General features: G+C 64.3%; 17 protein-coding genes. 9 read left to right on the forward strand and 8 right to left on the reverse strand.

What is annotated here, in order from left to right; genetic code table 11:
- Positions 1-20: 20 nt before the first annotated feature.
- Both LB552_RS00405 and LB552_RS00410 read left to right on the forward strand, forming a co-directional pair.
- The gene (locus tag LB552_RS00405; RefSeq protein WP_224602203.1) at positions 21-1,766 is read left to right on the forward strand and encodes a type I secretion system permease/ATPase; all 1,746 of its coding nucleotides are present in this window, start codon (positions 21-23) and stop codon (positions 1,764-1,766) included.
- 3 nt (positions 1,767-1,769) lie between these two features.
- A complete protein-coding gene (locus LB552_RS00410; protein ID WP_224601180.1) occupies positions 1,770-3,299 on the forward strand; it encodes an HlyD family type I secretion periplasmic adaptor subunit in 1,530 nt (509 codons plus the stop codon).
- A gap of 84 nt (positions 3,300-3,383) precedes the next feature.
- Here LB552_RS00410 and LB552_RS00415 read toward each other — a convergent pair whose 3' ends face one another.
- The gene (locus LB552_RS00415) at positions 3,384-3,686 is read right to left on the reverse strand and encodes a DUF982 domain-containing protein (protein ID WP_095765383.1); all 303 of its coding nucleotides are present in this window, start codon (positions 3,684-3,686) and stop codon (positions 3,384-3,386) included.
- Positions 3,687-3,990: 304 nt separating this feature from the next.
- On the opposite strand from LB552_RS00415, the gene LB552_RS00420 reads away from it, so the two are divergent.
- On the forward strand, positions 3,991-5,448 hold the full coding sequence (locus tag LB552_RS00420; protein WP_224601182.1) for an NCS1 family nucleobase:cation symporter-1: 1,458 nt from the start codon (positions 3,991-3,993) through the stop codon (positions 5,446-5,448).
- A gap of 45 nt (positions 5,449-5,493) precedes the next feature.
- Here LB552_RS00420 and LB552_RS00425 read toward each other — a convergent pair whose 3' ends face one another.
- The 5 genes from LB552_RS00425 to tpiA form a co-directional block, all read right to left on the reverse strand.
- A complete protein-coding gene (locus LB552_RS00425) occupies positions 5,494-6,039 on the reverse strand; it encodes a DUF1697 domain-containing protein (protein WP_224528668.1) in 546 nt (181 codons plus the stop codon).
- 175 nt (positions 6,040-6,214) lie between these two features.
- The gene (locus LB552_RS00430) at positions 6,215-7,852 is read right to left on the reverse strand and encodes a CTP synthase (RefSeq protein WP_140542386.1); all 1,638 of its coding nucleotides are present in this window, start codon (positions 7,850-7,852) and stop codon (positions 6,215-6,217) included.
- A gap of 148 nt (positions 7,853-8,000) precedes the next feature.
- Positions 8,001-9,128: a L,D-transpeptidase gene (locus LB552_RS00435; protein WP_224601184.1), complete on the reverse strand. Its 1,128-nt coding sequence runs from the start codon at positions 9,126-9,128 to the stop codon at positions 8,001-8,003.
- Positions 9,129-9,338: 210 nt separating this feature from the next.
- Positions 9,339-9,851 (reverse strand): preprotein translocase subunit SecG, encoded by a 513-nt coding sequence (secG, locus tag LB552_RS00440; protein WP_095765379.1) that lies wholly within the window; start codon positions 9,849-9,851, stop codon positions 9,339-9,341.
- 301 nt (positions 9,852-10,152) lie between these two features.
- Positions 10,153-10,920 (reverse strand): triose-phosphate isomerase, encoded by a 768-nt coding sequence (tpiA, locus tag LB552_RS00445; RefSeq protein ID WP_224544481.1) that lies wholly within the window; start codon positions 10,918-10,920, stop codon positions 10,153-10,155.
- 142 nt (positions 10,921-11,062) lie between these two features.
- On the opposite strand from tpiA, the gene LB552_RS00450 reads away from it, so the two are divergent.
- Genes LB552_RS00450 through glp form a run of 5 tightly spaced genes read left to right on the forward strand, consistent with a single transcriptional unit; the run spans position 11,063 to position 16,470 of the window.
- A complete protein-coding gene (locus LB552_RS00450) occupies positions 11,063-12,958 on the forward strand; it encodes a peptidylprolyl isomerase (RefSeq protein WP_224601185.1) in 1,896 nt (631 codons plus the stop codon).
- On the forward strand, positions 12,955-13,965 hold the full coding sequence (gene trpD / locus LB552_RS00455) for an anthranilate phosphoribosyltransferase (protein WP_095765376.1): 1,011 nt from the start codon (positions 12,955-12,957) through the stop codon (positions 13,963-13,965). The genes LB552_RS00450 and trpD overlap by 4 nt, the downstream gene beginning before the upstream one ends.
- Before the next feature lie 5 nt (positions 13,966-13,970).
- Entirely contained in the window at positions 13,971-14,783 is an 813-nt protein-coding gene (trpC, locus tag LB552_RS00460) for an indole-3-glycerol phosphate synthase TrpC (RefSeq protein ID WP_224601187.1), read from the forward strand.
- 2 nt (positions 14,784-14,785) lie between these two features.
- The gene (moaC, locus tag LB552_RS00465; RefSeq protein ID WP_140696054.1) at positions 14,786-15,265 is read left to right on the forward strand and encodes a cyclic pyranopterin monophosphate synthase MoaC; all 480 of its coding nucleotides are present in this window, start codon (positions 14,786-14,788) and stop codon (positions 15,263-15,265) included.
- Positions 15,265-16,470 carry a gephyrin-like molybdotransferase Glp gene (gene glp, locus LB552_RS00470; RefSeq protein ID WP_224601189.1) on the forward strand — a complete coding sequence of 402 codons (1,206 nt, stop codon included), beginning with the start codon at positions 15,265-15,267 and terminating at the stop codon, positions 16,468-16,470. The genes moaC and glp overlap by 1 nt, the downstream gene beginning before the upstream one ends.
- Before the next feature lie 48 nt (positions 16,471-16,518).
- On the opposite strand, the gene LB552_RS00475 is transcribed toward glp, so the two are convergent.
- Positions 16,519-17,349 carry an alpha/beta hydrolase gene (locus LB552_RS00475; RefSeq protein WP_095765372.1) on the reverse strand — a complete coding sequence of 277 codons (831 nt, stop codon included), beginning with the start codon at positions 17,347-17,349 and terminating at the stop codon, positions 16,519-16,521.
- Between the two features lie 47 nt (positions 17,350-17,396).
- Positions 17,397-18,644, reverse strand: coding sequence for a kynureninase (gene kynU, locus LB552_RS00480; protein WP_224601191.1), 1,248 nt, complete (start codon positions 18,642-18,644; stop codon positions 17,397-17,399).
- A 432-nt stretch (positions 18,645-19,076) separates the two neighbouring features.
- On the opposite strand from kynU, the gene lexA reads away from it, so the two are divergent.
- Positions 19,077-19,811 (forward strand): transcriptional repressor LexA, encoded by a 735-nt coding sequence (gene lexA / locus LB552_RS00485; protein ID WP_140721410.1) that lies wholly within the window; start codon positions 19,077-19,079, stop codon positions 19,809-19,811.
- Positions 19,812-19,841: the final 30 nt, after the last annotated feature.

Raw genomic sequence — 19,841 nt, forward strand, 5'->3', positions numbered from 1 at the left:
CGAAGCGGAGGGTATCCGTGATGCAGCCAAGACCGCAATTCCAGGAAGTGATGCATCTGGCCCGCCATCAGGTGCCCGCCCTCCTTCTCTTCAGCCTGCTTACCAATCTCCTCCTGCTCGCCAGCACCGTCTACATGCTGCAGATCTACGACAGGGTGCTGTCGAGCGGGTCGATCGACACGCTGCTATGGCTTACCCTTGCCGTGATCGGCGCCATCGCCGTCTATGGCCTGCTGGAACACGCCCGCCGGATGATGCTCGGCCATATCAGCCAGTGGCTGGACGACCAACTCAGCGTTCCGGTGATCGAACGCGCCATGGAGGCGCGCCTGGCCGGCAGCAACCTCGAAACCGGCCTGAAGGACGTGGGCGATCTGCGCGGCTTCATTGCCGGCGATGGCATACTGACTTTCCTCGACGCGCCATGGACGCCGGTCTTCCTGGCGTTCATGTGGTTTCTGCATCCGGCATTGGGTGTAGTCGGCCTTGCCGGCGCCGTGCTCCTGTTCTGCGCCGCGCTCGCCAACGATTTCCTCACCCGCCGCAAAGGCCAGGATGCGGCAGCGGGGCTTCGCCGCAGCCAGGCCGCCGTCGGTCAATTCGTCGACGGCGCCGAGACATTGCGCTCGCTCGGCATGTCCGGGCCGGCGCTGCGGCGGTGGGAGCAAAACCAGCAATCGCTGATCGACATCCAGACCCGGATTTTACAGCGCACCACCATCATCGGCAGCCTGTCGCGTTCGCTGCGTCTCGCCCTTCAGGTGGCCGTGCTGGGGCTCGGCGCCTATCTCGTCCTGCGTCGCGAGCTGACACCCGGCTCGATGATCGCGGCTTCCATCCTGCTCAGCCGCGCGCTGGCGCCGATAGAGCGCTCGATAGGCGCCTGGCGCAGTCTGGTCAGCGCGCGGACCGCGCGCCGCAACCTGATGAAGCTTTTCGCCGAGACCAGGTCGATGCAAACAGCCGGCGTCAGCCTGCCCCGCCCGCAAGGCCGGCTGAAGCTCGAAAACCTGCATTATTGTGCGCCAGGGACGTCGCAGGCGCTGCTGAACGCGATAGGCTTCGGCGTCGAACCCGGCCAGACCTGCGGCGTCATTGGCCCATCCGGCTCGGGCAAGACCACGCTCTGCCGTCTCATTGTCGGCACGCTGCGGCCCTCGCTCGGCCACGTCCGGCTGGATGGCGCGGAAGTCTGGAACTGGCCTGCGGAGGAACTCGGCCAGCATATCGGCTATCTGCCGCAGCAGGTCGAGCTGTTCCCTGGAACGATCGCCGAGAACATCGCCCGCCTGCGCGACGTCGACAGCGAAGCGGTCATAGCCGCGGCTCAACTCGCCGGCATCCACGAAATGATCCTGCGGCTGCCGAGCGGCTATCGCACCGAAGTCGGACCGCATGGGGCCCGGATATCGCGCGGCCAGCGCCAGCGCATCGCGCTGGCCCGGGCGCTATTCGGTGACCCGCCGCTGATCGTCCTCGACGAGCCGAACACCGGCCTCGACGGCGAAGGCGAAGTGGCGCTGTTCAACGTGCTCCAGCAGCTCAAGGAGCGGGGCCGCACGGTGGTCATCATCAGCCATCAGACCAATCTTCTGCGCACTGCCGACCATATCGCCCTCATCCGCGACGGATCCCTTTCGATGTTCGGCACGCGCGACGAGGTGCTCGGCGCGCTGGCAGGCCAGCCCAGGCACATCCCGGTGCCGGCCGCCATACGGGACAAGATCGCCGCCAATGCGCCAGCAAACCTGAAGGCAGGGGAGTGAGCCATGGGCGGTGATCGACTTGGCGACTTCTCGACGATGCTGGACAGGCTGATGGATAGCTTGGGCGCGTTGGCGGACAGGCTGTCCATTTCCGCAGGCGATCTGGTCGCCGCGGCATCGATTTGGTTCCGCGGCCTGAACCAGCCGACGCGCGTCACAATGATTGCGGCCGCCGGCGTGCTCGTCCTGCTGCTGGTTTCAGGCTTGGTCCGGCGGCGGTCACCTGCCCTCCGCGCCAGCGGCCGCGACCTGAACCGACGGACGCGGCCAGCGCGCATGCTGGGCTATGTGTCGGCGATCGTCTTCGTGGGCGGCACCGCCGCGTGGTCAAGCGTCGCTCTTCTGGCAAGCGCCGTCGTCGCCAACGGCGTTGTCAGCCCCGAGGGCTATCGCAAGACCGTCCAGCATCTGGAGGGCGGCATCATCGGCGCGATCCACGTAAAGGAAGGCGACAAGGTGAACGCCGGCCAGGTGCTGATCAGCCTGAAGACGACCGACGCCCAAGGTCGCTATGACGAGTTGCAAGGCCATTATATCCGACTGCTGGCGACCGAAGCGCGCCTGGTCGCGGAGCTTGCCGGGCAGGACCGGATCACCTTCCCCAAGGAGCTGACATCGATCGACAGCGAGACGGCGCGAAAGGTGGTAGCCGAGGAACAGGCGCTGCTCGACAGCCGCCTGGCGACCCGTGCGGGGCGCACGCAAATCCTCAACAAGCGCATCGCGCAAATCCAGGAGCAAAGTACAGGATCGAGGGAGGTGATTGCCGCCGAGGCCGAGCAGCTCAGGCTGATCGACCAGGAGATCGCCTCAGCGCAGGAAATGTACAAACAGGGACTGGAGCGGCTGCCGCGGATACTGGCGCTGCAGCGGTCCCAGGCCGAGATCCGCGCCAATCAGGCGTCGAACCGCGCGCAAGTGGCACACAACGACCAGCAGATCGGCGAGACCGAGTTCCAGCTCCTCAACCTGCGCCAACAGGACAGCGAGAGCGCCAATGAGGATCTCGCAAAAGTGCGAGGAGACCTGGCTGAACTGCGCAGCCAATTACCTTCGCGCCAGGATGTGCTGGCCAGGACCGACATTGTCGCACCAATCGCCGGAACGGTGATGAACCTGCGCATGACGACCGAATCGGGCGTGATCGCAAGCGGCCAGGCGCTGCTTGATATCGTTCCCAACGAGCCCAATCTGGTCATCGATTCACGCATCAAGCCGGCGGATATCGACGTGGTACATCCTGACATGCCGGCTCGCGTGGTGTTGTCGGCCTATCCGAGCCGGCATCTGCCGCAAATCCATGGCCTGCTCACATCGGTGTCGGCCGACCGGCTGACGGACGAAAAGACCGGCGAGCCTTATTTCCTCGCCAAGGTCAAGGTCGACACCGCCGATCTCGCAGAGCTGCATGACGTGCACCTGTCGCCCGGCATGCCGGCGGAGGTCATGATCCTGACGGGAGAGCACACTTTGCTCGACTATATGCTGGCCCCGGTGCAGGCTTCGCTCACACGCTCTTTCAAGGAAAACTGAGCCGACGACAGCACAGCGACGTCGGCCATAAGCCGACGCCTCATCATCGCATCTGTCAGGCGCAGCCGCGGGGGCGTGACGGCGCTAGCGCCTCAAGGCGTGGACATTGTCCATCGATGCGCCGCCCAGCGGCAGCGCCATGTCGTCGTCGAGCAGCCGGGTGATGCGGGCAAAGCCGACAAAGGCTTTGCGCGCTTCCTCGGCCGACATCTTGCCAGACAGTGCCGCCGCACAGCAATTCAGGGCGCATTGATAAACCGGGCCGCGCCGTCCCGTTGGCCACTTCCGCAGGAACACCATCGCCTCGGAGACGCTATCGACTTCCTCCACAGGGTATCCCTGCCCACGCGCAATTCGCACTGGGGTAAAGAAATGCAAGCGATCCATAATTATCCTCCCGGTCGACCGCAGCGCAGTCGAACCGCAATAAACGCACGTCCCGCGAATCGGTTCCAAACAAATTTGGTTGCCGATGGAAAAAGTTCGAAACGCGGGCCCGCGCCTGACATGCGCGAAAATCAATTGGCGACTCAGCCAATGCAGGCCTGGAGCCGCCGGATAACGGCGATTCTCATTGAATATCTTTAAGGCGAAAGCCGGCAAATGGGTTGCTTGCCGGTTACCCTGCGTCAGGCTTAACCTCCGCGGTCAACGCGTGAGGGCGCGTTTTGCAAAAAGGGGAACATTTGCAATGACCATTCAAGGCGCATCGCCTGACCTCTACAATGAGGATCTGGCTCCCGCAACGGTCAGGAACTGGGGACCGTTTTCGATCTTCAACGTCTGGACCTCCGACGTCCACAGCCTCTGGGGCTACTACCTGGCGGCAAGCCTGTTTCTGTTCTGCGGCGGCTTCGTCAACTTCATCATCGCCATCGGCATCGGCTCGCTGATTATCTATGCGCTGATGAATATGGTCGGCTATGCCGGCGTGAAGACCGGCGTACCCTACCCCGTGCTTGCCCGCGCCTCCTTCGGCATCTGGGGCGCCAACGTCCCGGCGCTGGTGCGGGCGATCGTCGCCTGCTTCTGGTACGGCGCCCAGACGGCCGCGGCGTCGGGCGCAATCGTGGCGCTGCTGACGCGCCTGCAATGGTTCGACGAGTTCAACAAGAGCTCGCACCTTCTGGGACACTCGACGCTGGAGGTGATCTGCTTCATCATCATCTGGGCGCTGCAGTTGCTGATCATCCAGAAGGGCATGGAAACCGTCCGTCGCTTCCAGGATTGGGCCGGCCCGGCCGTGTGGATCATGATGCTGATCCTGGCCATCTATCTTTGCGTGAAGTCCGGCACTTTCGCCTTCACCAGCGACATCCCGATGGATGTGCTGCTGGACAAGACCAAGGATGCCGGCGTTCCGGGCGAGCCTGGGTCCTGGACCGCGCTGTTCGCGGTGGCAGCGATCTGGGTGACCTATTTCTCGGCTCTCTACCTCAACTTCTGCGATTTCGCCCGTTACGCGCCGGACAATGCAGCGCTGCGCAAGGGCAACATCTGGGGCTTGCCGGTCAACCTCATCCTGTTCTCGCTGGTCGCCGGCGTCACCACGATCGCCGCCTATGACGTCTACCATGAGGTGCTGCTGCATCCCGACCAGATCTCGGCCAAGTTCGACAGCTGGTTCCTGGCGGCGCTTGCCGCGCTGACCTTCGCGGTGGCGACGCTGGGCATCAACGTCGTGGCGAACTTCGTCTCGCCGGCGTTCGATTTCTCCAACGTCTTCCCGCGCCAGATCGACTTCAAGAAGGGCGGCTACATCGCGGCGCTGATCGCGCTGGTGCTCTATCCCTTCGCGCCATGGGAAGGCAGTGCGGCTTCCTTCGTCAACGTCATCGGCGCGACGATGGGACCGATCTTCGGCGTGATGATGGTCGACTACTACCTGATCCGCAAAAGCGAAGTCGACGTCGAAGCACTCTATCGCGAAGACGGCGAGTTCCGTTTCCAGAGCGGGTGGCATGTCAACGCCTTCATCGCTGCCGGCATCGGCGCCATCTTCTCCTCGATCCTGCCCAACTTCACCAACTGGCTGCCGTCCTGGTGGGGCGTCTATGGTTGGTTCTTTGGCGTGGCGATCGCCGGCGCCGTCTACTACGTGCTGCGCACCATGGCGCTTGGCGCCGGGGCAAGGACCGCCAAGGCCTGAAACAAGGCAGTAGGCAGTAGGGCTTAGGCAATAGAGAATGCCACTCTACTGCCTACTGCCTACCAACTCCGCCAGACGGCGCACCGTGTTCCAGTTGCGCGACGTGCCGATGCCGAGGCGCTTGTGATTGGCGGCGGCAAGCAGCCGCGAGCTCGGCCGCTCGCGCGAGAAGACAAGCCAGATATCGCCGTCGACTAGGAATACTTTTTCGTCGGCGGCGGCATAGGCCTGGAGTGCCTCGACGGTGTCCGCCGGCAGCGGCTCGCGCATCACGCGCACCGCAACCTGATCGGCCGTGTCCGCTGATTCGCCCGGAAATGGATTGGCGGCGGCAAGCTTCAGCCAGTCCTCGGCACGGCGCACGATGATGTCGACATGCCGGCCGAAGCTTTTCTCGAACGCCTTTTCCAGCCGGCCCTCGAGCTTTGAAAGCTCGCCTGTGCGCGCCTCGAACACCAGATTGCCTGTCGCAACCAGCGTGCGGACGTTTTTCAGCCCGAGGCTTTCCGCCATGGCCTTCAGGTCGGACATGACCACCCGCCGCCCCTCGCCCAGGATGATGCTGTAGAGCAGCGCGACATAAGTTTGCATTACGGTCCGCATAGCTGGCACGCAGGCCGGAGCTAAGGCGTGCTGAGATTCAGGTCAGGCCGAGTCGAAAATGGTGGGTTCCGAGAACCGGAGCGGAACGTACTTGAAGTACGTGAGCACCGGAAGCGCAGGAAGCCGCCATTTGCAGGCCGGCCTCACCTGAATATCAGCACGCCTAGACGAGCCGCGACTGATCCACTGCAGCCGAGATAAAGCTCGCGAACAGCGGATGCGGGTCGAGCGGGCGGCTCTTCAGTTCGGGGTGATACTGCACGCCGATGAACCATGGGTGGTCAGGATATTCGACCGTCTCCGGCAGCACGCCGTCGGGCGACATGCCGGCAAACACCAGGCCGCAATCTTCGAGCCGCTGCTTGTAGTCGATGTTGACTTCGTAGCGGTGACGGTGGCGCTCGGAAATCTGCGTGTCGCCGTAGATATCCGCTATCTTCGAGCCCTTGGCGAGCTCGGCCTGATAGGCGCCAAGCCGCATCGTGCCGCCGAGATCGCCTGCGGCCCTGCGCTTCTCAAGCATATTGCCCTTCAGCCACTCGGTCATCAGACCGACGACGGGCTCGTCGGTGGGGCCGAACTCGGTCGACGACGCATGGTCGACACCCGCCAGAGAGCGGGCCGCCTCGATGCAGGCCATCTGCATGCCAAAGCAGATGCCGAAGTAAGGCACCTTGCGCTCGCGGGCGAACTTTGCCGCCAGGATCTTGCCTTCCGAACCGCGCTCGCCGAAGCCGCCGGGAACGAGGATGCCATGCACCTTCTCCAGCCACGGCGCCGGGTCTTCCTTCTCGAAGATCTCGCTTTCGATCCAGTCGAGCTTGACCTTGACGCGATTGGCGAGGCCGCCATGCGACAGCGCCTCAATCAGCGATTTATAGGCATCCTTGAGGCCGGTGTATTTGCCGACGATGGCGATCGTCACCTCGCCTTCCGGATTGTGGATGTGGTTGGAAAGCTTCTGCCACGGCTCCATGCGGGGCTTCGGCGCCGGGTCGATACCGAAGGCCGCCAGCACTTCCGAATCGAGGCCCTCCTGGTGATAGGCCAAAGGCACGTCATAGATATGCGGCACGTCCAGCGCCTGGATGACGGCGCTTTCGCGCACGTTGCAGAACAGCGAAAGTTTCCGGCGCTCCTCCTTCGGGATCGGCCGGTCGGCGCGCACCAAAAGGATGTCAGGCGCGATGCCGATGCCGCGCAGTTCCTTGACCGAATGCTGCGTCGGCTTGGTCTTCAGTTCGCCGGCCGTCGGGATGTAAGGCATCAGGGTCAGATGCACATAGACGGCGTTGTTGCGCGGCAGGTCGTTGCCGAGCTGTCGGATCGCTTCCAGGAACGGCATCGCCTCGATGTCGCCGACCGTGCCGCCGATTTCGCACAGCACAAAATCGTAGTCGTCATTGCCGTCCAGTACGAAATGCTTGATCTCGTCGGTGACGTGCGGGATCACCTGCACGGTCGCGCCGAGATAGTCGCCGCGCCGCTCGCGCTCGATGATGTTCTTGTAGATGCGGCCGGTGGTGATGTTGTCCTGCTGGTTCGCCGAGCGCCCGGTGAATCGCTCGTAATGGCCGAGATCGAGGTCGGTCTCGGCGCCGTCATCGGTCACGAACACTTCGCCGTGCTGATACGGCGACATCGTCCCGGGATCGACATTGAGATAAGGATCGAGCTTTTTGATCCGCGCGCGATAGCCTCGCGCTTGCAGAAGAGCCCCAAGAGCTGCTGCGGCGATGCCTTTTCCGAGTGAGGAAACCACGCCGCCTGTGATGAATACATATCGCGCCATGGGAGTCATCGCTTAACGCGGCCTGATTGATTCCGCCAGAGAAAAAACCGCCGCGAACGCTTTTTCCCAAAATGGCGACGGGGCCCGCACGGGCTTGGATTCAGTCAAAACAAAAGGGCCGGCGATGCCGGCCCTTTCGGCAGTTTGACGGAAAGCCTTAGATAATAACAACCTTCGTGCCGATCTTGACGCGGCTGTAGAGGTCCATGACGTGCTCGTTGATCATGCGGAAGCAGCCATTGGAGGCGCTGGTTCCGATCGACTGCGGCGCGATTGTGCCGTGGATGCGCAGATGCGTGTCCTTCTTGCCGTCATAGAGATAGATGGCGCGCGCGCCGAGCGGGTTCTCGCCGCCGCCGGGCATGCCGTCCTTGTATTGGCCGTAATGCTTCGGCTCGCGCTTCTGCATGTCGAGCGTCGGTATCCAGCGCGGCCATTCCTGCTTGTCGCCGACGGCTACCGTGCCCTTGAACTGCAGGCCTTCGCGGCCGACCGCGATGGCATAGCGGCGTGCCGTGGAAAACGACTCGACGAGGTAGAGGCGGCGCGCGCTGGTGTCGATGACGATGGTGCCCGGCTCATAACCGGTGAACGTGACGTCCTGCGGCACGAATTCCGGCTTCACCTTGAACGGCCGCTTGGCGGCCTTCTTGGCCAGCGCCGAATCAAGCGCACGGGTCTCGGGCAGGTAACTGATCGAGGTCACCGACGAGCCGCCGAAGAGGCCGGCAAACAGCCCGCCGCTGCTCGTCTGCTTCTGGCCGGGCTGCTCACTGCGCAACTCGCCATTGTTGCCGGTAGCGGTGATGTTCATGACCTCAGCCGGGATAGGCTCCTCGGCTTTGACCGGCATGATCTGCGCCACCGGGTCCAGCGGCGCGATGATCTTGGTGGTCTTCTTGGCCGGTTTGGCGTCGGCGACCTCAGCCGTCGCGGCAGTGCCCTTCTTGGCGAGCCATTCCTGGCGCGCCGCGTCAGCCTTGGCCTTGGCGGCCTCGCGCATCGCCATCTTGCGAGCCTCGAGCGCCTTATCGTTTGCCGCCTGCTTGTCGGCGGCGATCTTGGCCTCGAGCTTGCCGATCTGCGCGAGATCATCCGAGGTCGGATTTTTCTTCTTCTTGAGAAGCCTCAGCTGCGATGCGTCGCTCTTGGCGGCGGCAACGGGAATGGCGTCGGTTTTCTCTACCGACGGGGAGGAGACCATGTTTGCCGGCCCGGCAAGGGCCGCGGAACCCATGCCGAGGACGGCACAGACTCCCAAAATGATGAAGCTGCGAAGCTGCATGGCGAAGATCCGATCGTTCAATGCGTGTTGCCCACGGCGTCGCCCGGCGTCCCCCAAGGACGCCAAAAGTGCCGCGCGCAATCTATAATCGATTAGCTGTCATCGCCTCAAGCTGAGGCAGGCGCCACGCCCGGTTGAATCTTCGGGATCGGGCGCGCATTTGCCGCGACTGTGTTCAAAGAACAACAGATCGCGGCAGTGCTTGTCCGGCTACTGGTTCGGAACCTGAGGGGTGACCGGCAAGGTGACGCCGTTGGTCGCCGGCGCGGTGCTCGGATTCGCGGGCGCCGGAGCAGGCGTTGTGGCCGGAGCCGGCGCTGTGGCGCCGTTGGCAAGCGGCGTGGTGCTCGTCGCACCGCCAGCCGGAGCCGCGGGAGCAGAGCCGCCGGCCGGGGCTGCGGGCTGCGAGCTGCCCACCGGTCCGTTCGATCCCGGCAGCTGGTTGAGCACGCCGTTGCCCTGGCTGGACGTTGCCGGGCGGTCGAGGATGTCGATCGGCTTTTCGCCGTAGCGGGCAAGGATCGACAGCGCCAGCGACGTCACGAAGAAGGCTGCCGCCAAGATCGCGGTGGCGCGCGTCAACGCGTTGGCGGCGCCACGAGCGGTCATGAAACCGGAACCGCCGCCGATGCCCAGGCCGCCGCCTTCGGAGCGCTGCAGCAGCACCACGCCGACGAGGGCGAGCACGACCATGAGGTGGACGACGATCAGTACGGTTTCCATAATTTATCCTGGCGAGGCCTTGCGCGAGCGCGCATACGACCGATGATTTGGAGGCGGCTCCTTACAATGCTTTGGCGGCATTTCCAAGCCCGTGGCCGGGAATATGGGAACCAATGCGGCCATTACAACGATTTAGCCCACGCGAGCCCGGGAGACGGCTAGGGTGTGTTGAGATTCAGGTCAGGCCGAGCCGAGAACGGTGGTTTCCGAGAACCGGAGCGGAGCGTACTAAAGTACGTGAGCACCGGAAGCGCAGGAAACCATCGTTCGCAGGCCGGCATCACCTGAATATCAACGCAGGCTAAGCCATGTTCATATAAGCTTCCGCTATGGCCAGGAAGTCGGCTGCCTTCAGGCTGGCGCCGCCGACCAGCGCGCCGTCGACATTGTCGACGCCGAGCAGTTCCACCGCGTTGGAAGGCTTGACCGAGCCGCCGTAAAGAATGCGCGTCCTGGCCGCGGCATCGCCGAGCAGCGCGGTCAGCTTGCCCCGGATATGCGCATGCGCCTCGGCGACATCGGCGGCGGTCGGCGTCAGGCCGGTGCCGATCGCCCAGACCGGCTCGTAGGCGATAATGGTGTTGGCGGCGGTGGCGCTCGCCGGCACGGAACCGTCAAGCTGGCGCGACAGGACGTCAAGGGTGGCGCCCGCCTCCCGCTCGGCGCGCGTCTCGCCGATGCAGATGATGGCCACCAGCCCAGCCCGCCAGGCTGCCGACGCCTTGGCATGGACCATTGCATCGTCGTCGCCGAACAGCTCGCGGCGCTCGGAATGACCGACGATGACGTGGCTTGCGCCGGCATCCTTGAGCATCTCGGCCGAAATCTCGCCCGTGAAGGCGCCGCTCTCCTTGGGATGGCAATCCTCTCCACCGGCACGCACCGGCGTGCGCGACAGGATCTCGGCGGCGCGCTGCAGCAAGGTCGCCGGCACGCACACGACCGCTTCGGTCTCCGCGTCGAGCCCGCTCATGAACCCGTTGCCTATCGACCGCAGCTCGTTGAGCGAGGCGCTGGTGCCGTTCATTTTCCAATTGCCGGCGACAAGCGGGCGGATTCCAGGGGTCATGGGGGCGTTCTCCGAGCGACATTAAGCAGCGCCCTCACTACCAAAATCAGGTCACAAAGCAATCGACAGTGGGCCGGAAGGGCGCTATTGCGCTTGTTTCAGACTCGGCGCACGCGAAAATGCGCAAAAATCGGAAGTATGCATGCTTGGTATATTGAGAAGCGCGGCAGGCACCTGGGTCGCGAAGGCGTTGCTGTCCTTGCTGGTGGTGAGTTTCCTCGCCTGGGGCGCGACCACGCGCATGGTGGGTGGCGTGCTGGGCGGCCATCACGCGGTGATCACGGCCGGCGGCACGGAGGTCTCGATCAACGAGTACCGCCTCGCTTACGACCGCCAGCTCAGCCTTCTGTCGCAGCAATATGGCCAGCGCGTCACCCACGAACAGGCCAAGCTGCTCGGTGTCGACAATCAGGTGCTGGCGCAACTCGTTTCGGGCGCAGTGCTCGACGAACAGGCGCGCAAGCTGGGGCTAGGCCTCTCCAAGGATCGGCTGGCCGAACTGACGCGCGAGGATCCGGCCTTCAAAGGCCCCGGCGGCCAGTTCGATCGGCGCACCTTCGAGTATCTGCTGCGCCAGCTCGGCATGCGGCCCGAGGACTATCTCAGAAACCGCTCGCAGGTGGCCGTGCGCCAGCAGATCGTCGAGGCGATCTCCGACGGCCTCAAGGTTCCGCAGACTTTCCTGAAGGCGGTTTCTCTCTATCGCGGCGAGGATCGCACGATCGACTATGTCGTGCTGCCCAAGACGCTGGTGCAGCCGATCGAGGCGCCGTCCGACAGCGCCCTCAAAACCTATTTCGACGCCAACAAGAAGAACTATGCCGCGCCGGAATACCGCAAGTTCTCCTATGTCCGGCTGGAGCCGCAGGACATCATGGATCCGTCCGCGGTGACAGACCAGCAGATCAGCGAGGACTACAACAAGAACATCGCGCGCTACACGACGCCCGAGATGCGCACCATCGAGCAGCTGGTGTTCAAGACGCCGGATGCGGCCAAGGCCGCGTTGGATTCGCTGAAGGCTGGGGCTACCTTCGACAAGCTCGTCACCGCCGAAGGCAAGACGCAGGCCGACACGCTGCTCGGCACACTGGCCAAGGACAAGATCGCCGACAAGGCGGTGGCCGATGCCGCCTTCTCGCTCAATGCCAACGAGGTGAGCCAGGTCGTCCAGGGCGCCTTCGGTCCCGTGCTCTTGCGCGTCACCGAGATCAAGCCGCAGGTGGTGAAGCCGCTTTCGGAAGTGTCCGGCCAGATCCGCAAGGACCTGGCGCTTGGCGAGGCAAGCCGCATCCTGCTCGATGTGCATGACAGCTACGAGGACACCCGCGCCTCGGGCGCCTCGCTGGCCCAGGCCGCCGAGAAGTTGAAGCTCAAGGTCGTCACCATCGACGCCATCGACCGTACCGGCCAGCGGCCGGACGGCACGATCGTCAACGACCTGCCGGAATCGGCCGAGCTGATTAAGTCGGTGTTCGCGGCGGAGCCCAATACCGAGAACGAAGGCCTGACGACTGCCGGCAACGGTTTCGTCTTCTACGAAGTGCAGTCGGTCACGCCGGCGCGCGACCGCACGCTGGATGAGGTCCGCAAGAAGGTCGTCGCCGACTGGACGGAGGCCGAGACCAACAAGCGGCTCGACGCCAAGGCTCAGGAGCTGGAGAAGCGCCTCAAGGCAGGCACCGCGCTCGACGTCATCGCCGGCGAGCTCAAGCTTGACAAGCAGACCAAGCGCGGCCTGAAGCGCGAAGCCGACGATGCCGATTTCGGCAAGGAAGGCGCCGCGGCCATGTTCGGCGTCGGCGAAGGCGGTACCGGTTTGATCCCCTCGCCCACCGGCGACGGCCAGATCCTGTTCAAGGTCGCCGAGGTCTTCGAGCCGGCAGGCGCCGATGGCAGCGCGGTGCCGGACGACGCGCAGAAATCCTTCGGCGCCGGCATGTCCGACGATCTGCTCGACCAGCTGGTGGCGCAGTTGCAGTCGCAATATGACGTTCGCATCGATCCGAACGCGGTTTCGCAAGCACAGACACGATGAGCGCTCTCAAGACACACATAGCCAAGGTCGCATCGGGCACCGCGCTTTCCTTCGAGGAGGCGCGCGAGGCGTTCGACATCATCATGTCCGGCGACGCGACGCCCGGCCAGATCGGCGGCTTCCTGATGGCGCTGCGCGTGCGCGGCGAGACGGTGGGCGAGATTTCCGGCGCGGTCGCCACGATGCGCGCCAAGATGCTGCGCGTCGAGGCGCCGCAAGGCGCCATCGACATCGTCGGCACCGGCGGCGACAATTCGCATTCGGTCAACATCTCGACCGCTTCAGCCTTCGTCATTGCCGCGGCCGGCGTGCCGGTCGCCAAGCATGGCAATCGCGGCCTGTCCTCGCTGACCGGCTCCGCCGATGTGCTGACGGCGCTGGGCGTCAGAATAGACATCCCGCCGGAGACGATCGGACGCTGCATCCATGAGGCCGGCGTCGGCTTCATGTTCGCTCCGGCGCATCATCCGGCGATGAAGCATGTCGGGCCGACCCGCGTCGAGCTCGGCACGCGCACCATCTTCAACCTGCTCGGACCGCTGTCGAACCCCGCCGGCGTCAGCCGCCAGATGGTCGGCGTCTTCCTGCCGGAGTGGATCATGCCCGTGGCCGAGACGCTCAAGGCGCTGGGCGCCGATCACGCCTGGGTCGTCCATGGCGACGGCTATGACGAGATCACCACGACGGGCGAGACCCAGGTGGCTGAGCTTGCCGGCGGCGAAATCCGCAGCTTCACCCTGACGCCGGAAGCCGTCGGCTTGAAGCGACACACAAAGGAAGAGCTGCGCGGCGGCGACGCGGCCTACAACGCCAAGGAATTGCGCGATATGCTTGGCGGAGCCGCCGGCGCCTATCGCGATACGGTGCTGATGAATGCCGGCGCCGGGCTGGTTGTGGCCGGCAAGGTGACGACGCTGGCCGACGGCATCGCGGCGGCGGCGCAAGCGATCGACAGCGGCCGCGCGCTTGCGGTGCTCGACAAGCTCATCGAGATTTCGAACGGATAGACCCCTTGTCCGATATCCTGCGCAAGATCGAAGCCTACAAGCGTGAAGAGATCGCCGCGGCGAAGCTCGCCGTGTCGTTCGCCGAGATCAAGATGAAGGCCGGGGACGCCGAGCCGCCGCGCGGCTTCCTTGCCGCGCTGGAAGCCAAGCGCCGAGACGGCGGTTTTGCGCTGATCGCCGAGATCAAGAAGGCCAGCCCTTCCAGGGGCCTGATCCGCGCCGATTTCGATCCGCCGTCATTGGCACAGGCCTACCAGCAAGGTGGCGCCGCCTGCCTTTCGGTGCTTACGGACGCCCCGTCTTTCCAGGGCGCTCCCGAATTCCTGACAGCCGCTCGGGCAGCGGTGCGCCTGCCGGCTCTGCGCAAGGATTTCCTGTTCGATCCCTACCAGGTCTACGAAGCACGCGCCTGGGGCGCCGACGCGATCCTGATCATCATGGCGAGCGTCGACGACGCGCTTGCCAAGGACCTGGAAGCGACCGCCTTCGAGCTCGGCATGGACGCTCTGGTCGAGGTGCACGACGAAAACGAAATGCAATGCGCGCTTCGCCTTTCGTCGCGGCTGATCGGCATCAACAACCGCGATCTCAGAACCTTTGAAACCAGCCTCGACGTCTCGGAGCGGCTGGCGGCCATGGTGCCGGCGGATCGGCTGCTGGTCAGTGAAAGCGGCATCTTCACGCATCAGGATTGCCGCCGGCTGGAGAAGAGCAAGATCGGCACCTTCCTGGTCGGCGAGAGCCTGATGCGGCAGGCCGACGTGGCCGCCGCCACGCAACTGCTGCTCACCGGCAAGGCGCGTGCCGAGGCCGTTTGAGGATGGCCTCCCTTACTCATCTTGGCGCTAAAGGCGAAGCCAATATGGTCGACGTCGGCGACAAGGCCGAGACGACGCGCACGGCAGTCGCTGAAGGGTTTGTCTCCATGCAGCCGGAAACGCTGGAGATGATCCTGGCCGGCGACGCCAAGAAAGGCGACGTATTGGGGACTGCCCGTATCGCCGGCATCATGGCCGCAAAGAAGACGCACGAACTGATCCCGCTCTGCCATCCGCTGCTTCTGACCAAAGTTGCCGTCGAGATCGAGCCGGACCATTCCTTGCCAGGTCTCAAGGTCACCGCGCTCGCCCGCGTCACCGGCAAGACGGGCGTGGAGATGGAGGCGCTGACCGCCGCTTCAGTCGCCTGCCTCACCATCTACGACATGGCCAAGGCAGCGGACCGCGGGATGGTGATTTCCGGCGTCCGGCTGGTCGAGAAGACCGGCGGCAAATCAGGCGACTACAAGGCAGGTTCATAATGGCCTTGCTCCCGGTCACCGAGGCGCTCGAACGCCTGCTCGACGGCGTGACGGCTCTGCCGGGCGAGCGCGTTCCGCTGGCTGACGCGGCGGGTCGCGTGCTGGCCGAGCCGGTGGTCGCGCTGCGCACGCAGCCACCTTTCGATGCCTCCGCGATGGACGGCTATGCCGCGCGCTTCTGCGATGTCGCCTCGGCGCCGGCGCTACTCGAGGTCATCGGCATGGCGCCTGCCGGGCGCGGTTTCTCCGGAACCGTCGGGGAAGGCCAGGCCGTGCGCATCTTCACCGGGGCGCCGTTGCCGGAGGGCGCCGACACGGTCGTCATCCAGGAAAACGTCCGCGATCTCGGCAATGGCAGGATCGAAGTGACGGAGCCGACCGCGGAAGGACGCAATGTGCGCCGCCGCGGGCTCGACTTCGGCCGGGGCGACGTGCTGCTCGAAAAGGGCCGCGTGCTCGATGCGGCGGCCCTTTCGCTGGCGGCCTCGGCCAACCACCCAGCCCTGAACGTCGTGCGCCGGCCGCTGGTCGCGATCATCGCCACCGGCGATGAATTGCTGCCCCCGGGCAGCGCGCTCGGCCCCGACCAGATCATTTCGTCGAATGCCTACGGCGTTGGAGCCGCCGCCCAGTCGGTCGGCGCGCTCGCGCTCGATCTCGGCATCGCCGCCGACCGCCAGGAGGCGATTGCCGCGCTGGTCCGGAAAGCGGTCGAGGCGGACGCCGATGTCATCGTCACGCTCGGCGGCGCCTCGGTCGGCGACCACGACCTCGTCCATAGCGTGCTGACCGGCGAAGGCATGCAGCTCGATTTCTGGAAGATTGCCATGCGCCCCGGCAAACCACTGATGTTTGGCCGGCTTGGCCATATCCGCTGCATCGGCCTGCCCGGCAATCCGGTGGCAAGCATTGTCTGCTCGCAACTCTTCCTGAAACCGCTGCTTGCCCGGCTCGGTGGCCGCGATCACCATCAGGATATGCGAACGGCCCGGCTTGGCACCGCGATGCGGGCCAACGACCTTAGGCAGGACTATGTGCGCGCCGTCGTGCGCGAGGACGCCGGCACCTTGGTCGCGACGCCTTTCGGAATCCAGGACTCCTCGATGCTGCGGATGCTCGCCGACGCCAACGGCCTGATCGTGCGCGAGCCCTTTGCGCCGGCGGCGGAAGCCGGCGCTGAATGCAGCGTGCTCATGCTGCGCTAGGCGTCGACGAAGTCGATCCTGATACGTCGACGAAGTCGATCGTAGCCCTTATTCGTCCACCAGCGTACGGGTCAGGGGATGATCCGGGTCGGCGAGGCCATCGACAATGTTGAAATGATGTCGGTCCGGCTCGACCACTGAACGGGTGGAGGCGCCGAGCCCGGTCCAGATGTTGGCGAGCAACGCGCTCTGGCGCAGGAATTCCGCACGCTCGCCGCCGCCGGCCCAGCAGGTGATGCAGGCTCCCTGTCGAGGCCGCAACAATGCCGGGCTTTCGCTCCGCGCTTCCGGCTCGTCGATGTTCAGGGTCTCGTTCAGCGCTGTGAACATCAGCGGCCGAAGGTCGTGCAGGCCTGAAATCGAAACGACCTGGCGTATGCGCCGCGCCACATCGGATGATAGCGGTGAGACCGTGGTCACCATTCGGCTGGCGAGATGCCCGCCGGCCGAGTGCCCGGTCAGCATCAGCGGACCATCGACCATGGCCGCCGCCTTCTCGATCGCTGCCGCGGCCTCGCCGACTATGCCGCTGATCCTGGTCTGCGGGCACAGCGTGTAGGAGGGCATGGCGACGGCAAAGCCGCGGCCGAGCGCGCCTCCAGCCAGATGCGACCAGGAGCTCTTGTCCGACTCCATCCAATAGCCGCCGTGGATGAACACGACGAGCCCCCTTGGCGCCGCAGACGGGAGAAACAGGTCGAAGCGCTTGCGCGGCGCTTCGCCGTAGACAACATCGAGCCGCGCCCTGCCCTCTGACAGCAGCCTTTCGCGAAACGCCCGCGCCGGCCGATCCCACGCAGCCGGCCAGCGGTCGCCGCCCGCGATATTGGCGCCATTTGCATAGGCGTCATCCCAGTCGACAATACGATGTCCCAGCAACGGTGTCTCCGCGATCAGGTCATTTGTTCGGCATCGCCGATTCAAAGTCAGGTAACGGTTGTTTTGACGGCAAAGCGTGCGTCTTGCCAGATGCCAGTGCGCAGGATGTCCTCCAGCACCTCGACCGCATCCCAGACATCGCGGTAGCCGACATAGAGCGGCGTGAAGCCGAAACGGATGGTGGATGGCGCGCGGAAATCGCCGATCACGCCGCGCTCGATCAAGGCGCGCATCACCTGGTAGCCATTTGGATGGGCGAACGATACCTGGCTGCCGCGTTCTGCGCCTGAGCGCGGGCTCTCCAGCTCAAGACCGAAGCCGCCGCATCTGGCCTCGACAAGCCGGATGAACAGGTCCGTCAGCGCGACGCTTTTTCTCCGCACGGCCCTTATGTCGACATCGTTCCACATATCCAGCGCCCCTTTCAGCGCGCGCATCGACAGCACCGGTTGCGTTCCGCACAGGAACCGCCGGATGCCCGTGCGCGCAGCGTAGCCCTGCTCGAACGCGAAAGGCCGGGCATGGCCCCACCAGCCGCTGAGCGGCTGGCGAATGTCGCGGTGATGGCGGCTCGCGGCGTAGATGAAGGCCGGTGAGCCCGGCCCGCCATTGAGATACTTGTAGGTGCAGCCAATGGCGAAATCGGCATTAGAGCCGTCGAGATCCACCGGCAGCGCACCCGCCGTGTGGCAGAGGTCCCACACGATCAGCGCACCGGCTTCATGAGCCTTGCGGGTGAGCGCCGCCATGTCGCGCAGCCGGCCGGATTTGTAGTTGACGTGGTTGACCAGGATGACCGCGACGCGATCGTCAACCAGTTCCTCAATCGTCGGGGCATCGGTGCCTTCGAGCCGCAGCACCGTGCCGGGCCGCGTCGATGCGACGCCTTCCGCCATGTAGAGGTCGGTCGGAAAGCTGTCGCCCTCGGCAACGATCACCGAACGCTCGGGCAGCATTGCAAGTGCCGCATGCAGGACCTTGTAGATATTGATCGAAGTCGTGTCGCAAACGACCGTCTGGCCGGGTTTCGCGCCGATCAGGCGCCCTAGCTGGTCACCCAACTCGATGGGCATATCGAACCAGCCGGCGGTGTTCCAGGCGCGGATGAGATCCCGCGCCCATTCCTGCCTCGCGGCAGTCTCGATCTCGCTGAAGGCGTCGATCGAAGCAGCGCCCAGCGAATTGCCGTCGAGGTATATGACGTCTTCCGGCAAGACGAAGCGATCGCGCATGGCGCGCAGCGGATCCGCGGCATCCATCGCCTCGACTTCGGCGAGATCAGGAATTCCCCTCATTGTGCTGCCGCCTCCATTTCGATCTGGCCAAGGGGGTTGTCTCACCACCGTCGGCGACAGGGCAAGAACCTTTGGTCCTATGTTAGCTGGTCCATAGACGGCGAAGACTGCGGATCGGAACTTCGCCAAGGTTGGCATTTTGGGTTCGTTTCGTTCACGGTGCCACGCGCTTACGGTAGAGCCGACGTGATCCCAACCACGGCTTCGTGATCGTGGCGGGTTGTATTTCAGCGTAAGGGGAACTCCAAAATCGAGCGAAATCAATGCCGCTGCCCCACGAGGGGCAGCCGGCCGTCACCGGATACGACATTGTTTCGGCAGCCTTAACAAATTCACTAAACTTTAAACGGTTGCGGAACACAACTGGAACAGATAGTGTTTGTTCTGGGTTTGTTTTTCTGATTCTGGTTTCAGAACCCGTGGGGGCCGCCGATGCTGACGCGCAAACAACATGAACTCCTGATGTTCATCCATGAACGCCTGAAGGAGAGCGGGATTCCTCCATCCTTCGATGAGATGAAGGAGGCGCTCGACCTTGCCTCCAAGTCCGGCATCCACCGGCTGATCACGGCGCTGGAAGAACGCGGCTTCATTCGCCGGCTGCCGAACCGGGCGCGCGCGCTGGAAGTGCTGCGCCTGCCCGACTCAATCGCGCCTGGCCTGAATGCCGCGAAGAAGTTTTCGCCGAGCGTCATCCAGGGCGGCCAAGGCAATCTCAGTCGCCAGGTCAAGCCGACGACGCCATCGCGCACTCCGACGCCAAGCAATGACGACGAGGCCGCGGCGGCCGTATCCATTCCGGTGATGGGCCGCATCGCCGCCGGCGTGCCGATTGACGCCATCCAGCACCAGACGCATTCGATCTCGGTGCCGCCGGACATGATCATGGGCGGCGAGCATTACGCGTTGGAGGTCAAGGGCGACTCGATGATCGAGGCCGGCATCTTCGATGGCGACACCGTCATCATCCGCAATGCCAACACCGCAAGCCCGGGCGAGATCGTGGTGGCGCTGGTCGACGATGAGGAGGCGACGCTTAAGCGTTTCCGCCGCAAGGGTGCCTCGATCGCGCTCGAGGCCGCCAACCCGGCCTATGAGACCCGGATCTTCGGACCGGACCGGGTCAAGGTTCAGGGCAAGCTCGTCGGACTTATTCGCCGCTACTGAGCAGAACTGCTCGCCGTCTTCGCCCGGACG

Origin of the sequence: Mesorhizobium sp. CA7 (assembly GCF_020165015.1) — a bacterium.
Lineage (GTDB): Bacteria > Pseudomonadota > Alphaproteobacteria > Rhizobiales > Rhizobiaceae > Mesorhizobium.